Raw genomic sequence first — 18,803 nt, 5'->3', positions numbered from 1 at the left:
GCCCTCCGCCGCGATCGATCTACCTCTCGGCGAGTACCTCGCCGATGTACTTCGCAACGGCGGCCACCGACGCGATTGTTCCCGGATAGTCCATTCGAGTGGGCCCGAGCACACCCATTCCGCCCAGCACCGTGCCCGCCGCACCGTAACCGGTCGAGATGACGGACGTACCGCGCATCTGCTCGACCTTCGTCTCCTCACCGATCTGCACCGTGACGGTTCCGGCCTGTTGAGTGGCAGCAAGAAGCTTGAGGACGACCACCTGCTCTTCGAGTGCCTCGAGGATCGAACGCAGGGATCCAGGGAATCCACTGACCCCCGGGAAATCCGCGGCGTTACGGGTCAGGTTCGAAGTCCCACCAAGCACCAGTCGATCCTCCGGATGCTCCACGAGGGTCTCCACCAGGACCGTCGCCGACCTGATGACGGCATCCCGCAGATCGTCGGGCGCCTCCTCTGCGAGTTCGGACACGGCGATCGACGCGGCAGCGAGGCGTTTGCCCTCCAGAGCCACGCCGAGCAGTGTGCGCAATCGCACGAGATCGACATCGTCGATCACGTCACCCAACTCGACGATGCGTTGGTCGACGCGTCCCGAATCCGTGATGAGCACCAGCAACAGGCGCGCTGGAGTCAGTGCGACCACCTCGAGATGGCGGACCGAGGACGCCGACAGCGTCGGGTACTGCACCACCGCAACCTGGCGGGTGAGCTGCGCCAACAGTCGCACGCCGCGACGAAGAACATCGTCGAGGTCGACACCGTTCTCGAGAAATTCGAGGATCGCGCGTCGTTCCGCCGACGACAGTGGCTTCACGTCCGCGATGCGGTCCACGAAGAGTCGGTACCCCTTGTCGGTGGGAACCCGACCGGAACTCGTGTGCGGCTGTGCGATGTACCCCTCGCTCTCGAGGGCCGCCATGTCGTTACGGACCGTCGCACTCGAGACACCGAGGTTGTGACGGTCCACCAGCACCTTCGAACCGACCGGTTCCTGGGTGGAGACATAGTCCGCGACGATGGCGCGCAGCACCTCGAACCGACGATCGTCCGTACTCGACACACTCACCACCTCCGTCCATATCGCTCCGAACCCACGCACGACGCCATGGGCGTTCGTGCCGCCTCGTTCCAGTCTAATGGCCCGACGGCACACATCCGGGCAAGGCCTTACTGTGGTGACCGCTCCCCTCGACACAGGACCGAGCAACGACAAGCCGAACAATACGATCAGGGCGGATTCAGGATTCGATGAGCTTCGAGGGTGTTCGATGATCTTCAAAGGTGTGATCGACGGCAAGCCGTACCCCGAGCACGGTTTGTCGCTACGCGATTGGTCCAAGATTCCGCCACGGCAGGTTCGCCTCGACGAGATCGTGACGACCACGAAGGTGCTCGAACTGGATCGGCTGCTGTCGGAAGATTCCACGTTCTACGGCGATCTGTTTCCGCATGCCGTGCAGTGGCAGGGCGTCCTGTACCTGGAGGACGGGCTGCATCGTGCCGTTCGTTCAGCGCTCAGAAACCGGATCGTGCTGCATGCACGGGTGTTCGACTACGACGAGATGCCGGGTGTCGTCACCGGCTGACGGTCACGTCAACAGGGTACGAACCACACCGTCGGCGAGCAGACGTCCACGGTCGGTCAGCACGAAACTCTCGCCACCACGCACCAACAGACCGTCCTGCACCAACTGGTCGGCCGCAAGCACCTCGTCCGGCCTCAGATCCGACATCGGGATCCCGGTACGCAGCCGAGCGGTGAGCATCACTCGTTCGACGTGCATGTCCGCTGCGGTCAGTTCTTCGCTGCCGCCCACCGGCAGGTTTCCGGCCGCGAGTTCGTCCGCGTAGCGCGCCGGGTGTTTGACGTTCCACCAGCGAACTCCGCCGAGGTGGCTGTGTGCGCCCGGTCCGAATCCCCACCAGTCGCCGCCGTCCCAGTAGCCGAGATTGTGGCGGCACGCTGCGTCGTCGTCTCGGGCCCAGTTGGAAACCTCGTACCAGCTCAAGCCCGCACGTCCGAGGCGTTCGTCGATCATTTCGTAGCGAGCGGCCAATACGTCGTCGTCCGGTGACGGCAACTCACCGCGCCGCACCTTGCGCGCCAGCGCAGTCCCGTCCTCCACGATCAGCGCGTACGCGGACACGTGATCGACCTCGGCCTCGAGAACTGCGTCGAGTGAAGCCCGGAGATCTTCGTCACGCTCGCCGGGCGTCCCGTAGATCAGATCGAGATTGACGTGCTCGAAACCTGCGGCCCTGGCTTCGCGAGCCGCCGCCACCGCCCGCCCGGGCGTGTGGGTTCGATCGAGAACCCGCAGAACGTGTTGCGCCGCCGACTGCATGCCCAGAGAGACTCGCGTGAACCCGCCGGCCAGGAGTTCGTCGAAGAATTCGGGGGACGTCGATTCCGGATTCGACTCCGTCGTGACCTCGGTCGCATTCGTGACCGGAAAGTTCGAGCGCACCGCGGACAGGACATCCGCCAGACCGTTTCCACCGAGCAGCGACGGCGTGCCGCCCCCTACGAACACGGTGTCGACGGCGGGCGCACCGGTGACCTCGGCGGCAGCGGCCAGTTCCCGGCGCAGACCTTCCAGCCACGATTCGGGGGACGCGGACGTACCGAGTTCACCTGCCGTGTAGGTGTTGAAATCGCAGTATCCGCAGCGAGTCGCGCAGAACGGGACGTGGACGTAGATCCCGAAAGGCCGGGTGCCGATTCCTTCCGTCGCCCATTCGGGAAGACGGAACTGGGATGATCGGGTGCTCGATACGTTCACGTCCACCAGTCTCCCAGCCTCGCTCCCCACGATTCCGCCACCCGTCGACTGCGAACGTGTGACATTTCCCCCAAAAACGGTGGAAATACGTCCCGCTCTTCGAGTAACCGATCTGACGTGGCACAATAGGTCGCATGACTGGACCTGGGGTACGACTCGTGGCGCGACGCCATGTCGATCTCAAGCGTGTCTGCAGCTGTGCGTGTCGACGTCTCGTCGCGTAGTAGATCGATCAGCCGTCTCGACGCGCAGTAGATCAGCGCAGCCTCAGCCCTTCCCGCCAGTCACGCTCTTTCCGACATCCGGCCGGACATGGACGACCCGACGAGGACCAGCCCTCCTCCTCGGCCCCGGACCGGTGCATCGTGAGATCCAGGAGTACTCCCATGACGTCGACTACCGACGCCCCAGCCCCCGCCCCCGCCCGGAGCGCCAAGCCCGTCAAGCGCCGGGCCGAGGGACAGTGGGCACTCGGCTACCGCGAGCCGCTCAACCCCAACGAGCAGTCCAAGAAGGACGACAACCCGCTGAACGTCCGGCAGCGAATCCTCGACATCTACTCGAAGTCGGGGTTCGACAGCATCGACAAGGGTGATCTTCGAGGACGCTTCCGCTGGATGGGCCTGTACACCCAGCGCGAGCAGGGATACGACGGCACCTGGACCGGTGACGACAACATCGACATCCTCGAAGCCTCGTACTTCATGATGCGAATCCGCACCGACGGCGGCGAGCTCACCACCGAGCAGGTACGGACCATCGCCGGGATCTCCAAGGAATTCGCGCGCGACACCGCGGACATCTCGGACCGGCAGAACATTCAGCTGCACTGGGTGGAGATCGAGAGCATTCCAGAAATCTGGCGTCGACTCGAAGCGGTCGGCCTGCAGACCACCGAAGCGTGCGGCGACTGCCCTCGTGGGATGCTCGGCTCCCCACTCGCCGGTCTGTCCACCGAAGAGGTGATCGACGCCCGTCCTGCACTGGCGGAGATCAAGCGCCGCTACATCGGCGATCCCGAGTACTCGAACCTCCCCCGGAAGTTCAAGACCGCCATCTCGGGCCTCCAGGACGTGGTTCACGAGATCAACGACGTGTCGTTCGTCGGTGTGAACCATCCCGAGCACGGCCCCGGATTCGATCTGTGGGTCGGCGGCGGACTCTCCACCAACCCGATGCTTGCAAAGCGCACCGGCGCCTGGATTCCGCTCGACGAGGTCCCGGACGTCTGGGAAGGCGTCGTCGCGATCTTCCGTGACTACGGCTACCGCCGCCTCCGTTCGAAGGCGCGTCTGAAGTTCCTCATCAAGGACTGGGGCATCGAGAAGTTCCGCGAGGTGCTCGAGACGGAATACCTGAAGCGGCCCCTCATCGACGGGCCGGCACCTGTCGCTCCGACGCACCCGATCGACCACGTCGGCGTCACGAAGCAGAAGAACGGCCTCAACGCGGTCGGCTTCTCCGCGGTCTCCGGCCGCGTGTCGGGCACGATTCTCGACGCACTCGCCGACGCGATGACCAAGGTCGGCAGCGACTCCGTTCGGCTGACGCCCTACCAGAAGCTGGTGATCGTCGACGTTCCAGAGGACAAGATCGCCGGCTTGGATTCGGATCTCGAGGCTGTCGGCCTCACTTCGCGTCCGTCGCGGTGGCGCCGAAACCTCATCGCGTGCACGGGCCTCGAGTACTGCAAGTTGTCGTTCACCGAAACCCGCAGTCGTTCACAGGCTCTGGTGCCGGAGCTCGAGACACGTCTCGAGGAACTGAATTCTCAGCTCGACGTTCCGATCACCATCAACATCAACGGCTGCCCCAACTCCTGCGCCCGTACCCAGGTCGCGGACATCGGGTTCAAGGGCATGCTCGTCGACGACGGCGAGGGAAACCACGTCGAGGGGTTCCAGGTTCATCTCGGTGGCAGCCTCGGGTTCGACAACGCCTTCGGCCGCAAGCTACGTCAGCACAAGGTGCTCGGAAACGAAGTGACGGACTACGTGGAGCGCCTGGTGCGCAACTTCATCAAGAACAAGGACGAGGGCGAGCGATTCGCACAGTGGGTCGTCCGCGCAGACGAGGAGGACTTGCGATGACAGACCTCGCGACAGCCACACAGGACGAGCTGCGCGCTCTCGCCGAGCGCGGCGCCGAGGAGATGGCGGGTGCGTCGGCACAGGAGTTGCTGCGCTGGACCGAAGACAACTTCGGCACGCAAACTGCCGGAACGGCGGACGATCGCGGCGGATACATCGTCGCGTCCAACATGCAGGACGGCGTACTCGTCCACCTCGCGGCGCAGACCCACCCCGGTGTCGACGTCCTGTTCCTCGACACCGGCTACCACTTCGCCGAGACTCTCGGCACGCGGGACGCAGTCGAGCAGGTGTACGGCGTGAACGTCATCAACGCGCGAGCCGCGAACAGTGTCGCGGAGCAGGATGCGGCCGAGGGCAAGGATCTCTTCGCCCGTGACCCCAACCGTTGCTGCGCGCTCCGCAAGGTCGCGCCGCTGAAGAACACCCTGAGCGGCTATCAGGCGTGGGTCACCGGCATCCGCCGGGTGGAATCCCCCACTCGCGCCAACGCTCCACTGATCTCGTTCGACGACGCATTCGGGCTGGTGAAGATCAACCCGATCGCCGCATGGTCGGACGAAGAAATGCAGGCCTACATCGACGAGCATTCGATCCTCGTGAATCCACTCGTCGACGAAGGTTATCCGTCCATCGGGTGCGCTCCGTGCACCAGCAAGCCTGCCCCCGGCAGCGATCCGCGCAGCGGTCGCTGGGCCGGTCGGGCCAAGACAGAATGCGGGTTGCACGCCTCATGACAATCGATAGCACTCTCACCGACCTGGCCGCGCGTCCTCGATTGGACGGCAACCGGTTCGACACCCTCGACGCCCTCGAATCCGAGGCGATCCACATCTTCCGTGAGGTCGCGGGCGAGTTCGAGCGTCCGGTCATCCTGTTCTCGGGCGGCAAGGACTCGACCGTTCTGCTGCACCTTGCGATCAAGGCGTTCTGGCCCGCACCGCTGCCATTCGCGCTGCTGCACGTGGACACCGGCCACAACCTGCAGGAAGTACTCGACTTCCGCGATCACGTCGTCGAGAAGTACAACCTGCGTCTGCACGTCGCGAAGGTCGAGGACTACATCGCCGACGGCCGCCTGACGGAGCGTCCGGACGGGATACGTAACCCACTCCAGACCGTTCCGCTGCTGGACGCGATCTCCGAAAACCGTTTCGATGCGGTGTTCGGTGGCGCTCGCCGCGACGAGGAACGAGCCCGCGCCAAGGAGCGGATCTTCTCGCTCCGCAATGCATTCGGCCAGTGGGATCCCAAGAAGCAGCGCCCGGAACTCTGGAATCTGTACAACGGCAAGCACTCCCCGGGCGAACAGGTGCGAGTCTTTCCGCTCAGCAACTTCACAGAGCTCGACATCTGGCGCTACATCGCCCGTGAGGACGTCGAACTGGCGAGCATCTACTACGCCCACCAGCGCCCGGTGTACCAGCGCGACGGCATGTGGATGACCCCCGGTGTGTGGGGTGGCCCGGCCGAAGGCGAAGAGCTGCAGACCCTGTCCGTGCGTTACCGCACCGTCGGCGACGGATCGACCACGGGTGCCGTGCTGTCCGAGGCCGACGACAACGCGGCAATTCTCGACGAGGTCGCGGCATCACGCCTCACCGAACGCGGCGCCACCCGTGGCGACGACCGAGTTTCCGAAGCGGCCATGGAAGACCGCAAGCGAGAGGGCTACTTCTGATCATGAGCCAGACGAACGCACAGATCGCCGAGGGCACTCAGCTGCTCCGCCTGGCCACCGCCGGAAGCGTCGACGACGGAAAGTCGACCCTCGTCGGCCGGTTGCTCTACGACACCAAGTCGGTGCTCGCAGATCAGATCGACGCCGTGACACGGGCATCCGTGGATCGCGGGCTCGACACCCCCGACCTGTCTCTTCTCGTCGACGGACTGCGGGCCGAGCGGGAGCAGGGCATCACGATCGACGTCGCCTACCGCTACTTCGCGACGCCGAATCGCACTTTCGTGCTCGCCGATACGCCCGGTCACGTGCAGTACACCCGGAACACCGTTTCGGGTGCCTCGACCGCGCAGCTCGTGATCCTCCTTGTGGACGCACGCAAGGGCGTCATCTCCCAGACCCGCAAGCACGCCGCTGTTCTGGCGCTGCTCGGCGTGCCGAAGCTCGTTCTCGCGGTGAACAAGATCGACCTCGTCGAAGACCCGGAGACCGTGTTCCGCGACATCTCGGCCGAGTTCAACTCACTGACCACCTCGCTTGGTTGGGCGTCCGAGGACGTACTCGAGATTCCGGTGTCGGCGCTGCACGGTGACAACGTGGCCGTGCGCTCCACGAACACCCCGTACTACGACGGCCCGACCCTCATCGAGCACCTCGAGTCGGTTCCCGTGGACGCCGAACCGCATCGCGTGGGTCTCCGCTTCCCGGTGCAGTACGTGATCCGGCCCCGGACTGCGGAGTTCCCGGACTACCGCGGGTACGCGGGTCAGGTGGCGGCAGGTGAGGTCACCACCGGCGACGAGGTCGTCGTGCTGCCCTCGGGCGTGCGCACCACCGTCACCCGGATCGACACCGCGGACGGAGAACTCGATTCCGCCCACGCCGGCCGCAGCGTCACGCTGGTACTCGCGGACGACATCGATGTCTCCCGTGGCGACACCATCACCTCCGTCGCCGATGCACCGGAGCCGATCGGTGAGTTCGACGCCACCGTGTGCTGGCTCGCGGAGAAGCCGCTGCGCCCGGGTGCACGACTGCTCCTGAAGCACGGAACTCGGACCACTCAGGCGATCGTCGGCGGACTGGTCGAGCGTTTCGACGAGCAGACACTGACCTCGACCCAGCAGCCGGAATCCTTGGAGCTCAACGAGATCGGCAAGATCTCGGTGCGCGTCGCCGAGCCGATCGTCGCGGACGACTACAACGTCAACCGCCAGACCGGCAGCTTCCTCCTCATCGACCCGGCAGGCGGCAACACCCTTGCGGCCGGTCTCGTGGGCGATGCGATCGCAGCCGTGGAACTCGGCGAGAGCGCCGCAGTCTGACGATGCTGGTCCCGGTATGACACCACTGGTCGCCGTCGCGCACGGCAGTCGCGACCCGCGCAGTGCGCGGATGGTCGCGGCTGCCGTTGCGGCGATCCGGGAACGTCGTCCCGACCTGGACGTGCGACTGTGCTTTCTCGACCTCAATGCCCCCTCGGTCGAGCAGGTACTCGACGGTGTAGCGGCAGAAGGTCACGACTGCGCCGTCGTCGTGCCTCTGCTGCTCGGCAGTGCGTTTCATGCCCGCGTCGACCTACCGGCAATCCTCGATCGAGTCCGGTCGAAGCACCCATCGTTGACGGTCGTCCAATCGGACGTCCTCGGGCGGGACGCACGCCTACTCGATGCGGTACGTGACCGCATAGTCGAAGCAGGGTGTTCGGAATCGGACAAGACCCTAGGGGTCGCGTTCGCGGCGGTCGGTTCGTCCGACGAGGACGCCAACGCACGCACCCGGCAGCTCGGCGAGTCCTTGACCGTCGGCACGAACTGGGTCGCCGTCGAAACCTGTTTCGCGACGGCGGCCGCGCCCGACGTCGCCGAGGCAATCGATCGCCTGCGGGCGGCCGGCGCGCAGCGCGTCGTGATTGCCCCGTGGTTCCTTGCGCCCGGCCTGCTCACCGACCGACTCGGTCCAGCCGCCGAAGCCGCGACGACCCATGCCGTGTTCGCTGCCCCGATCGGCGCGCATGCCGCCCTCGTCGACGTGGTGCTCGAGCGCTTCGACGAACCTGCTCTCTTCCTCGAGGCGGATACCACGCTGTCGGCCTGACGGCTCGGCCCGCCGCTCCGCCTCCTCGACATCTGCACTAGCGCGGACGTTCCGGTCTGGCCCAGACTGGAAGCAAGGCTAGGAGATGATCATGACCACAGCACCGATTCGGCATGGGATCGTGGCGGGCATCGACGGGTCCGACAGCGCCGTGGACGCGGCACGTTGGGCGATTTCCGCCGCCGCACGATTCGGCGAGCCCCTGTACCTCACCCATATCGTCCGCGGGCGGAGCGATCTCGCATCCTTGGGCGACGACGAGGTTGTCACCAGGGACTCGGACCCGGAAAGTCACGCACTCCTCGATGCGGCTGAGCACGCCATCCGGGACGGGCGGGCAGATTTCACCATCGAACGACGTATTCGCCCAGGACCTCCGGCCAAAGCCCTGGTCGACATGTCACGGACTGCGCGCATGGTGGTACTCGGCCCGGCAGAAACCACCGAGATGCAGTCGGTGTTCGTCGGCTCGAACGTCGTGCGCGTCGCGAACCATGCCAAATGCCCGGTCGTGGTGTGGCGTGGACCGGTGGTATCCGAGGCCTCCGACGAACGCCCCATCGTCGTGGGTGTCGACGGCAGCGATCTCAGCAACATGGCGGTGGCACATGCGTTCGAGTTCGCGTCCTTCTTCGGGGCTCCACTCGTAGCAGTTCACACGTGGTCGGAGCACTCGTCGCTCGGTGGGTACTCCGAAGCCAGACGCTTCACCGACTGGGCCCCCACCGAGGACCACGAGAACGTGGTCCTCGGTGAAGCACTCGCCGGCTGGTCCGAGAAGTACCCCGACGTGGAAGTCACCCGCAGCGTTCAGCGCGGCGGCCCCATCAAGGTCCTGCTCGAACACTCCGCCGAAGCTCGCATGATCGTCGTGGGAAGCCACGGCCGCAGCCCGTTCATGGCCTCCGTCGTAGGTTCGACGAGCCAAGCGCTCATCCACCGTGCCTGGTGCCCCATCCTCATCTGCCGCGAAGGTTGATCGACGTCGACCGGTGCCGGCACCGAATGAATCAGCGCATCCCTAGATGTTGGAGTCCAACGCAGGGAACCCCGTGGGGAGGTCGGCTGCTCGGTCGGCGCCTTCCGTACCTCCGCCACCGATCTCCGCGACCGTCGCGGGGTCGAGCCCCAGCGAGTAACAGGTCATGGACAATGAGCCGGCCGCGTAGCCGTCGATCAACACGTCGAGCGGCGTCGTGTCGGCCAACCCGGCGACGTAGAGCAGTGGCAGGTAATGGTCCGGGGTGGGGACGGCTTTGTCGTAGTCGGGATGGGCGTCGAGCGACAGGATGCGGCTCGGGTCGTCCGCGAGCAACTCTCGGGCGGCGTCGTCGAAACGCCGGGCCCAGTCGTAGCCGGTATCCGGCTGCGCGAAGTCGACGGCCCGAAGATTGTGGACCACGTTCCCGCTGCCGATGATCAGGACCCCCTGCTTGCGCAGCTCCGCGAGCTTGCGGCCGAGGCGGAAGTGCCGTTCGGGCTCCTTGAACGCGTTGAGCGACAGTTGGACCACCGGGATCGAGGCGTCGGGGAGCGCGTGGACGAGCACCGACCACGTGCCGTGATCGATCCCCCAGCTGTCGACGTCCTGCCCGACCCAAGTCGGTTCGACGACGTCGGCGACGAGTTCGGCGATCTCGGGCGCGCCGGGCGCCGGGTATTCGACGTCGAAAAGATCCTGCGGGAAACCGTAGAAGTCGTGGATCGTGCGCGGACGCGTCATGGAGGTGACCGCGGTGGCGTTGGTGTACCAGTGCGCGGAGACGACCAGTATTGCGCGCGGACGCGGGACCGACCTTCCGAACGCGGCCCAGGCCGTGGTGTAGCGATTGGATTCCAGCGCATTCATCGGGTTGCCGTGACCAAGGAAGGCCGCGGGCATGGTGACGTTGTCCATCGGGTACCTCCGAGTCGGTGTCGTCCCGATACTAGGACCAGATCCGGCCGAACGAGTGCGCCGCTTCGTGCTAGGCCCCCGCGGTCACCGCAGTTTCGGGAAGTTGCGGTGTCCTGGTAGCCCGTGCGTACACGGTCTCCCCTTCCGCCAGTTGCAATGCCTCACTGTCTCCTCGTGTCACCTGCGCAGAGAAGAGTTCGCCGGTCGCCTCGTTCTTCAGGTCGACCCGCACCTCGAAACCGAGATGCACGACGCGTTGCACCGTGGCCCGTGTGATGCCCAGGGATACGGCGGTGCCCGACTCCTGCGCCGAGGCGAGACCGGCATCGCGGCCGAGACGAATGTCGTGCGGCCGGACCAACTGACCGTTCAACTTCGCTACCGAACCGAGGAACGACATCACGAAGTGGTTTGCCGGCCGGTCGTAGAGGTCTTCAGGCACCCCGACCTGCTCGATGCGGCCACTGTTCATGACCGCGATCCGGTCGGCGACATCGAGTGCCTCCTCCTGATCATGGGTGACCAGAACGGTCGTCACGTGCACCTCGTCATGAAGGCGACGCAACCACGTTCGGAGATCGGTACGGACCTTCGCATCGAGCGCGCCGAACGGCTCGTCGAGCAGAAGCACCTGTGGATCCACCGCCAGCGCCCGCGCGAGCGCCATCCGTTGCCGCTGGCCTCCCGACAGTTGGGAGGGATATCGATGCTGGAACCCGTCGAGGCCGACGATCTCCAACAACTCGTCGACGCGCTTGGCGATCTCGGGCTTCGGCCGCTTGCGAATCTTCAACCCGAAGGCGACGTTGTCGCGGACCGTCATGTGCTTGAACGCCGCGTAGTGCTGGAAGACGAAACCGATGTCGCGCTTCTGCGGCGCGATGCCGGTCACGTCGTTGCCACCGATGGTGACGACTCCGGTGTCGAGATTCTCCAGGCCGGCGATCGCCCGCAACAACGTCGACTTGCCGGAACCACTGGGGCCGAGCAGAGCCGTGAGACTGCCCGCAGGTACGTCGATCGTGACGTCGTCGAGGGCAGCGAAATCCCCGTAGTTCTTGCTCGCTCCGGTGACGGTGATCATGTCGTACTCCTCTTCCGGTCGAGCAATGTCATCAAAAGCAGGGTGATCAATGCGATACCCATGAGCAGCGTTGCGGCACAGTAGGCGCCGAAAGTGTTGTGGTCGTCGATGTAGCGGGCGTGAACCAACAGTGTCAGGGTTTGCGAGACGCCCGGGAACCCGGACGACACCATGATCACGGCACCGAACTCGCCCAGCGACCGAGCCACCGTGAGTACGACCCCGTAGGTCAGGCCCCACCGAATTGCCGGCAAGGTCACCAGCCAGAACGTCTGCCATCTGGATGCGCCCAGGGTGGCCGCAGCTTGTTCCTGCTCGTCACCGATCTCGTGCAGAACCGGCTCGACCTCTCGCACGACGAACGGAAGGGTCACGAAGATCGTGGCGATCACCATTCCGGGTAACCCGAAGATGACTTGGAACCCCGCCGACTCGAGCCCACCGAACCAGCCGTTCACGCCCCACAAGAGGATGAGCGACACGCCCACCACGATCGGCGACACCGCGAACGGAAGATCGACGACTGCCTGGATCACGCCGCGCCCGGGAAACCTGCCGCGCACCAACGCCAACGCGGTGACGACACCGAACACCACGTTGATCGGAACCACGATGGCCACGATGAGAAGTGACAGATTGAGAGCCGAGATCGCCGCAGGGGTACTGATCGAATCGATGAACGCCCCGATGCCGTTCTCGAAGGTCCGGAACAGGATCAACAGAATCGGCACGAGCAACAGCCCGAACAGGTAGAGCAACCCCACCGTGCGAAGCACGAGTTTCGTCGGTGTCGACGTCTTCACGAGTCCTGCTCCTGACGTCGTGTGTTCCTGCTCGCCAGGACGCGGAGAACGAACAGCGTGACGAACGCGATCGCGAGCAGCGCCACGGACACCGCGGCAGCATTCACGGGACGATCGATCTCGATCTGCTGCTGGATGTACTGCGACGCCACCTGCGTCTCTCGTGGAATGTTGCCGCCGATGAGCACGACCGATCCGTATTCACCGATCGCTCGGGCGAAAGCGAGTCCGGCTCCGCCCAGAATGGCCGGCGCCAGCGTAGGGAGGACGACCAGACGAAAGATCGTGAAATTGTTCGCACCGAGCGACGCCGCTGCCTCCTCGACATCCTGGTCCAGCTCGATCAGTACCGGCTGTACCGATCGAACGACGAAGGGCAGGGTGACGAAGGCGAGTGCGACGACCAGTCCCGGCTGAGTTGCGTTGAGCTGGATGTCGATCGGGCTGTCCGGCCCGTACAGAGAAAGCAGCACGATGCTCGCCACGATCGTCGGAAGGGCGAACGGCAGGTCGATCAGTGCGTTGACGACCCGCTTCCCGGGAAACTCGTCACGAACGAGAACCCAAGCGATCAGCGTCCCCATGACCACGTTGATCACGGCGACGACAGCCGACACCAGCACGGTCACCCGCAACGAGGCCAGAGCGACAGGCGAAGTCACCGCGTCGACGAACCCGCCGACACCGTCTTCGAACGACGCCACCGTGAGCGCCGCCAACGGCAGCAGGACGATCACGCTCAACCACAGTGTGGCGATTCCGATCCCCACCGGCCCCACCGTTCCGGTGACCCTCGCGAGCTTCTTTCGCTTGCCGCGCGTGGGACTCTTCGTGGCGCCGCCCGCCGACTCTCGGACGGTCACGACACCATCACTTGGTCGCGCCGTCGTAGATCTGGGCGATCGATCCGACGTCCTTCTGGAACAGTGAACCGTCGACAGTGTCCCAACCGCCGAGATCCGCGATCGTGTAGAGCTTCTCGGGCGCGGGGAACTTGTCCGCGAACTCCTTGGCGACCTCGGGATCCACCGGACGGAACCCGGACTCTCCCCACAGCCGCTGGCCCTCGGGCGTGTACAGGAAGTCCTTGAACGCGTTCGCCTTCTCGAGATTCGCGCTGTTCTGCAGGACCGCGACCGGGTTCTCGATCTTGAACGTCTGTGCGGGAGTCACGTGTTCGACAGGATCGCCGTTGTCCTCGATGAACAGCGCCTCGTTCTCGTAGCTGAGCAGGACGTCGCCCGAGCCCTGAAGGAACGCCTCGGTCGCTTCGCGACCGGACTTCGGCTGAATCCGGACGTGATCGTCGACCAACTGCTTCACGTAGTCGAGACCCGCTTGTTCGTTCTTGCCGCCGTCGCTCTTGGCAGCATAGGGCGCCAACAGATTCCACTTCGCCGATCCGGAACTGAACGGGTTGGGGGTCACCACCTCGACGCCGGGCTTCAGGAGGTCGTCCCAGTCTCGAATTCCCTTCGGATTACCCTCGCGCACCACCATCGTCACGACGGACCCGAACGGCACGCCGCTGTATGCGTCCTTGTTCCAGTCCTCTGCAACCAGTCCGGCGTCGACGAGCCTCGTGATGTCCGGCTGGACGGAGAAGTTGACGAAATCCGCGCTCGCGCCGTCCTTCACCTTCCTGGACTGATCGCCGGACGCTCCGTAGGACTGCTGAAACTGGACGTCCTCCCCCGCTTCCGTGGCTTCGAACGCTGGGATCAACTTGTCGAAGCCGACCTTGGGAACGGCATAGGCGAAGAGGCTGATATTTCCACCGCTGCCGTCACCGCCGTCCTGCGACTCGGCGCCCACGGTGTCGCTGGAGCCGCCACTGCAGGCACTCAACGTCACCGCACTCACTGCTGCCAGTGCGGTGATCAACAGACGAGAACGTCGTCTCATGTCGGAAATGCCTTTCGGAGGGGCTGACGATGCAGCCGTCACAACTGGTGAGGAGATACCGAGGGGTTGATGGTGTGGCCGATCGAGCGCGGTCCGGCAGGGTGCAACCGGACATCCGCAGCAGAATCGAGAGCGAGGGCGCGTCGATCGGCCGAAGGATCGACCGAGACGGGTCAGCTCACCACGAGAGTCGGCATCAACAGTCGATGTCTGCGACAGCCAACATTCCGACTGCGATCAACGCCAATTCGTGGCGGACCTGGTGCGCGGAGGTGTTGGACACGTCGGTGACTTTAGCAGAACCGGACTCCCTAGCCCGATTCGAGACAAGAGCAGGCCCGACCCGAGATCAGAGGGTCAGCAACCAGGCAACCACGACGAGAATCAAGAGACCTATCAGCGCCAGTGTCACTCGTGAGCGCGGCATCTACCGATCCTCCGTTTTCGACGCATCTCGTCGAAGTAGCACGAACACCGCGGCGAGACCGCGATCCAACAACCAGGCGATCCCGCGGCACAACGGCACCACGACCAACAGCACGAGGGCCACCTGCGGCACGAAGGGCAGGCCGGCGACCCACAATTCGAAGCCGTCCCACCACCCGGCCGTCTGTTCCATGTCGCCAGCCTATCGAAAGCGCCCGAGCAACTCGTCGGCCCGTTCCCCGATCTGCCTGACGATCTCGCCCGCGGGCCGTGACGAACGAACCAGACCGGCCGCTTCCCCGGCGTACACGACGCCGAGGTTCGGGTCGGCGGGATCGTAGGCGGCCGCGAGCGCGGACTCGTCGGCTTCGGCGTCGTGCCACCTCGAGGTGAAGTCGTTGGTCAGCGCTCGACCACCCCAACGGGTCGGCCACGGCTGACTACGCGCTCGGTCGAAGATCGAGGTGTACACCGTGTCGGCACTGCTCGCCGCCACCACTCGGTCTCGGGCGTAGTCCGGACCGACCGTCTCCGGACTGGCCAGCAGGGCCGTACCGACGAGCGCACCTTCCGCACCGGCAGCCAGAACTGCAGCCAGCCCCCGGCCGGTCGCGATCCCGCCGGCCGCCAGGACCGGGAGGGTGGCCTCTTCGAGAATTTCCTGCAGCAACGGCAACGTCGAGATCCGACCGGTATGTCCGCCCGCTTCCCCGCCCTGCGCCACCACGACATCGACTCCTGCGGCCTCGACGACCCGGAGGTCCTCGAGCGAGTTGATCTGCGACATCACCAGGGCCCCGGCGTCGTGGACCCGTGCGACGTACGGCGCCGGGTCACCGAAGGACAGCGACACCACCTTCGGACGCTGCTCGAGGGCCGTGCCGAGCAACGAATCGTCGTCATCGAGCGCCCACGTCATGAGCCCGATCCCGAAGGTGTCGCCACCGATGTCACGAGCCGTCGCCACCTCGGCGGCGACCCACTCGGGTGTGGCGTACCGCGCGGCACCGAGCATGCCGATCCCGCCGGCCTTGGACACTTCACCGGTCAAGGCGCCGCCGGCTCTGCCACCCATGGGCGCACCGACTATCGGATGCTCGATGCCGAGGGTCCGGGTCAGCCAGGTGTCGATCGCCACGATGTCCCCAATCTCGTCGTACTACTTCTTCGGCTTCTCCGGTGCGTCGGACGACAATGCGGCCACGAAGGCTTCCTGCGGAACCTCGACCCGGCCGATCGTCTTCATCCGCTTCTTGCCCTCCTTCTGCTTCTCGAGCAGCTTGCGCTTACGGCTGATGTCGCCGCCGTAGCACTTGGCGAGCACGTCTTTTCGGATCGCCCGAATGTTCTCGCGGGAGATGATCTTCGAACCGATCGCCGCCTGGATGGGCACCTCGAACTGCTGACGCGGGATGAGCTCCCGAAGTTTCGACGTCATCTTGCCACCGTAGGCACCGGCAGCGCTGCGGTGCACGATCGACGAGAACGCATCGACTGCCTCGCCCTGAAGCAGGATGTCCACCTTCACGAGATCGGCCTGCTGTTCACCGGCTTCCTCGTAGTCGAGACTCGCGTAGCCCTTCGTCCGCGACTTCAACGCATCGAAGAAGTCGAACATGATCTCGCCCATCGGAATGTCGTAGCGGAGTTCGACGCGACTCTCCGACAGATAGTCCATGCCGGCAAGGTCGCCGCGGCGACTCTGGCACAGCTCCATGATCGCGCCGATGAACTCGCTGGGCGCGATCACCGTGCACTTGACCATCGGCTCGTAAACCTCCCGAACCTTGCCTTCGGGCCAGTACGAGGGGTTGGTCACCACCTGTTCGACGCCGTCTTCCATCACGACGCGGTACACCACGTTGGGCGAGGTCGAGATGAGGTCGAGTCCGAACTCCCGCTCGAGGCGATCACGGGTGATCTCCATGTGGAGCAGCCCGAGGAATCCGCATCGGAAGCCGAAGCCCAGAGCCACGGAGGTCTCCGGTTCGTAGGCGAGCGCGGCGTCGTTGAGGCGAAGCTTGTCGAGCGCATCGCGCAGTACCGGGTAATCGGATCCGTCGAGTGGGTAGAGCCCCGAGTACACCATCGGTTTCGGGTCTCGGTAGCCGACCAGGGGCTCTTCGGCACCGTGACGAGCAGCCGTGACCGTGTCTCCCACTCGGGACTGCCGGACGTCCTTCACACCGGTGATCAGATAGCCGACCTCTCCGACCCCGAGCCCGACGCTGGCCTTGGGCTCGGGCGAGATGATGCCGACCTCGATCAGGTCGTGTGTGGCACCGGTCGACATCATGGTGATCTTCTCGCGCGGCGAGATGCGTCCGTCGACGACGCGGACGTAGGTGACGACGCCGCGGTAGGCGTCGTACACGGAGTCGAAGATCATCGCCCTCGCCGGGCCGTCCGCGTTCCCGACCGGAGCGGGAACCTGCTTGATCACCTCGTTCAGCAGCTCCGTCACTCCGACGCCGGTCTTGCCCGACACCCGCAGCACGTCCTCGGGCTCGCAGCCGGTGATGTGCGCGATCTCGGCCGCGTAGCGATCCGGATCCGCGGCGGGAAGGTCGATCTTGTTGAGCACCGGGATGATCGTGAGGTCCTTCTCCATCGCCAGATAGAGGTTGGCGAGAGTTTGCGCCTCGATGCCCTGTGCAGCGTCGACCAGGAGAACCGCGCCTTCACATGCCTCCAAAGCGCGGGACACCTCGTACGTGAAGTCGACGTGACCCGGTGTGTCGATCAGGTGGATGACGAATTCTTCACCGTCCACGGTCCACGGCAGACGAACGTTCTGAGCCTTGATGGTGATTCCGCGCTCACGTTCGATATCCATGCGATCCAGATACTGCGCGCGCATCTGCCGCTCCTCCACCACTCCGGTGAGCTGGAGCATGCGATCGGCCAACGTCGACTTGCCGTGGTCGATGTGGGCGATGATGCAGAAGTTCCGGATCTGCGCAGGATCCGTGAACGTCTTGTCTGCGAAGCTGCTGATGGGGAACCCCTTACCTGGACCGGCACCGACCCGGTTTCGGGTCAACTGTCACCAGTCAGGATATCCAAGGTGAACCCCTACAGACAGCTGGGTGTCACGGGCTCGCAGCAGGTGGACCGACACGTCCACGAATCAGGCTCCCAATTCGTCGACGATCATGTCCGCGACGGCCGCCATACCGCGCTCGTTGAAGTGTCCGGGTTGAGCGGAATCGGTCGGGATCAGACCCTCGAACCACTTGTCTTCTGGCGCCGCGCACGGGTCGTGCCCACCCTCGACGGTGGCGCTGCCGATGTCGATGTAGTGGGCGCCGTACTTCGCTGCAGCATCGACGTACACCTGGTTGAACCGCTCGAAGTACGAGACCAGCCACTTCGCGTCCCCGTCCGAATACGGAAGCGACGGCCAGCACCCGCGGTTGCCCACAGCACCGCCGTGCCCGACGATCACGATCTGCGCGTCGGGTGCCTTCGCGGCGATGGCACCGATCACCCGGTCGATCTCGGGAGCGACCTTCGCGATGCCATCGACCACCTTCTGCTCCACCTCCGCGTCGTCTCGGCAGTGGCGGTCGACGGTCGGTAGCGGAGTGGCGCAGCTCTCCCTGGTGATCACGACGTGGTTGGACCCGACGCCGCCGATACTGATCGTCACGAGGTCGGTGTCGGGATCCAGTGATTCCAGTTGCGGTGCCGCGGTGGTGGTTCCGATCCGCTGCGGGGTGTCGATGACGTTCTCGACCTTCGCCGCGATGCACGAGACGTCCACGAACTCCGACGCACCGATCTGCCTGGCCAGCTTCGAGGCGTAGTTCTGGTCCGAGCGCATGCAGAAATCTTTGTGCGAGGGCGTGTCGATGAACGGTCCCGCAGCTCTCGAATCACCGAGCGCCACATACTTCAGGCCTTCGTGGTCCGCGGGTGCCGCCGTGGCCACACCCGAGACTCCGCCCGACGCGACCACACACAATGTCATCGCTCCGACTCGCCACCGCGCGATCTTCGACATCTCGTGCCCACTCCCGCTTCGCCGATCC

19 protein-coding genes are annotated in these 18,803 nt (G+C 64.8%); 7 read left to right on the top strand and 12 right to left on the bottom strand.

Features of this window, described 5'->3' with window-relative positions; all coding sequences use genetic code 11:
* Positions 1-19 precede the first annotated feature (19 nt).
* Complete coding sequence (gene hrcA / locus ACZI8R_RS00860; RefSeq protein ID WP_463377673.1) at positions 20-1,063, bottom strand: heat-inducible transcriptional repressor HrcA; 1,044 nt, start codon at positions 1,061-1,063, stop codon at positions 20-22.
* A 208-nt stretch (positions 1,064-1,271) separates the two neighbouring features.
* Between hrcA and ACZI8R_RS00855 the strand changes: the two genes are divergently transcribed.
* Positions 1,272-1,589, top strand: a complete 318-nt coding sequence (locus ACZI8R_RS00855) for a type II toxin-antitoxin system VapB family antitoxin (RefSeq protein ID WP_463377672.1) — start codon at positions 1,272-1,274, stop codon at positions 1,587-1,589.
* A 3-nt stretch (positions 1,590-1,592) separates the two neighbouring features.
* Here the strand turns inward: ACZI8R_RS00855 and hemW are convergent, their stop codons facing one another.
* Complete coding sequence (gene hemW / locus ACZI8R_RS00850) at positions 1,593-2,786, bottom strand: radical SAM family heme chaperone HemW (protein ID WP_463377671.1); 1,194 nt, start codon at positions 2,784-2,786, stop codon at positions 1,593-1,595.
* Positions 2,787-3,172: 386 nt separating this feature from the next.
* Here hemW and ACZI8R_RS00845 point away from each other — a divergent pair, with 386 nt between their 5' ends.
* From ACZI8R_RS00845 to ACZI8R_RS00820, 6 genes are all read left to right on the top strand, one after another.
* Entirely contained in the window at positions 3,173-4,876 is a 1,704-nt protein-coding gene (locus ACZI8R_RS00845) for a nitrite/sulfite reductase (RefSeq protein WP_463377670.1), read from the top strand.
* Positions 4,873-5,613 (top strand): phosphoadenylyl-sulfate reductase, encoded by a 741-nt coding sequence (locus tag ACZI8R_RS00840; protein WP_463377669.1) that lies wholly within the window; start codon positions 4,873-4,875, stop codon positions 5,611-5,613. The genes ACZI8R_RS00845 and ACZI8R_RS00840 overlap by 4 nt, the downstream gene beginning before the upstream one ends.
* Positions 5,610-6,557 carry a sulfate adenylyltransferase subunit CysD gene (cysD, locus tag ACZI8R_RS00835; RefSeq protein WP_463377668.1) on the top strand — a complete coding sequence of 316 codons (948 nt, stop codon included), beginning with the start codon at positions 5,610-5,612 and terminating at the stop codon, positions 6,555-6,557. The genes ACZI8R_RS00840 and cysD overlap by 4 nt, the downstream gene beginning before the upstream one ends.
* A gap of 2 nt (positions 6,558-6,559) precedes the next feature.
* Positions 6,560-7,882, top strand: coding sequence for a sulfate adenylyltransferase subunit 1 (locus ACZI8R_RS00830; protein WP_463377667.1), 1,323 nt, complete (start codon positions 6,560-6,562; stop codon positions 7,880-7,882).
* A 16-nt stretch (positions 7,883-7,898) separates the two neighbouring features.
* A complete protein-coding gene (locus tag ACZI8R_RS00825; RefSeq protein ID WP_463377666.1) occupies positions 7,899-8,654 on the top strand; it encodes a sirohydrochlorin chelatase in 756 nt (251 codons plus the stop codon).
* Positions 8,655-8,745: 91 nt separating this feature from the next.
* The gene (locus ACZI8R_RS00820; protein ID WP_463377665.1) at positions 8,746-9,633 is read left to right on the top strand and encodes a universal stress protein; all 888 of its coding nucleotides are present in this window, start codon (positions 8,746-8,748) and stop codon (positions 9,631-9,633) included.
* A 42-nt stretch (positions 9,634-9,675) separates the two neighbouring features.
* On the opposite strand, the gene ygiD is transcribed toward ACZI8R_RS00820, so the two are convergent.
* The 10 genes from ygiD to ACZI8R_RS00770 form a co-directional block, all read right to left on the bottom strand.
* Positions 9,676-10,551, bottom strand: a complete 876-nt coding sequence (gene ygiD, locus ACZI8R_RS00815; RefSeq protein WP_463377664.1) for a 4,5-DOPA-extradiol-dioxygenase — start codon at positions 10,549-10,551, stop codon at positions 9,676-9,678.
* A gap of 70 nt (positions 10,552-10,621) precedes the next feature.
* A complete protein-coding gene (locus ACZI8R_RS00810; protein ID WP_463377663.1) occupies positions 10,622-11,635 on the bottom strand; it encodes a sulfate/molybdate ABC transporter ATP-binding protein in 1,014 nt (337 codons plus the stop codon).
* The gene (gene cysW, locus ACZI8R_RS00805; RefSeq protein WP_463377662.1) at positions 11,632-12,438 is read right to left on the bottom strand and encodes a sulfate ABC transporter permease subunit CysW; all 807 of its coding nucleotides are present in this window, start codon (positions 12,436-12,438) and stop codon (positions 11,632-11,634) included. Before cysW ends, ACZI8R_RS00810 begins: the two co-directional genes overlap by 4 nt.
* A complete protein-coding gene (gene cysT / locus ACZI8R_RS00800) occupies positions 12,435-13,217 on the bottom strand; it encodes a sulfate ABC transporter permease subunit CysT (RefSeq protein ID WP_463378179.1) in 783 nt (260 codons plus the stop codon). The genes cysW and cysT overlap by 4 nt, the downstream gene beginning before the upstream one ends.
* A gap of 91 nt (positions 13,218-13,308) precedes the next feature.
* A complete protein-coding gene (locus tag ACZI8R_RS00795) occupies positions 13,309-14,343 on the bottom strand; it encodes a sulfate ABC transporter substrate-binding protein (RefSeq protein WP_463377661.1) in 1,035 nt (344 codons plus the stop codon).
* A 196-nt stretch (positions 14,344-14,539) separates the two neighbouring features.
* Entirely contained in the window at positions 14,540-14,626 is an 87-nt protein-coding gene (locus tag ACZI8R_RS00790) for an Ms4533A family Cys-rich leader peptide (RefSeq protein ID WP_463378178.1), read from the bottom strand.
* Positions 14,627-14,770: 144 nt separating this feature from the next.
* Complete coding sequence (locus tag ACZI8R_RS00785; RefSeq protein ID WP_463377660.1) at positions 14,771-14,962, bottom strand: hypothetical protein; 192 nt, start codon at positions 14,960-14,962, stop codon at positions 14,771-14,773.
* Between the two features lie 9 nt (positions 14,963-14,971).
* Positions 14,972-15,907 (bottom strand): NAD(P)H-dependent flavin oxidoreductase, encoded by a 936-nt coding sequence (locus ACZI8R_RS00780; RefSeq protein WP_463377659.1) that lies wholly within the window; start codon positions 15,905-15,907, stop codon positions 14,972-14,974.
* Positions 15,908-15,928: 21 nt separating this feature from the next.
* Positions 15,929-17,812 (bottom strand): translation elongation factor 4, encoded by a 1,884-nt coding sequence (gene lepA / locus ACZI8R_RS00775; RefSeq protein WP_463377658.1) that lies wholly within the window; start codon positions 17,810-17,812, stop codon positions 15,929-15,931.
* Positions 17,813-17,899: 87 nt separating this feature from the next.
* Positions 17,900-18,775: an SGNH/GDSL hydrolase family protein gene (locus ACZI8R_RS00770; RefSeq protein ID WP_463377657.1), complete on the bottom strand. Its 876-nt coding sequence runs from the start codon at positions 18,773-18,775 to the stop codon at positions 17,900-17,902.
* Between the last annotated feature and the right edge of the window lie 28 nt (positions 18,776-18,803).

The organism is Rhodococcus huquni, from assembly GCF_055231055.1.
This window is presented reverse-complemented; position numbering and strand designations above follow the sequence as displayed.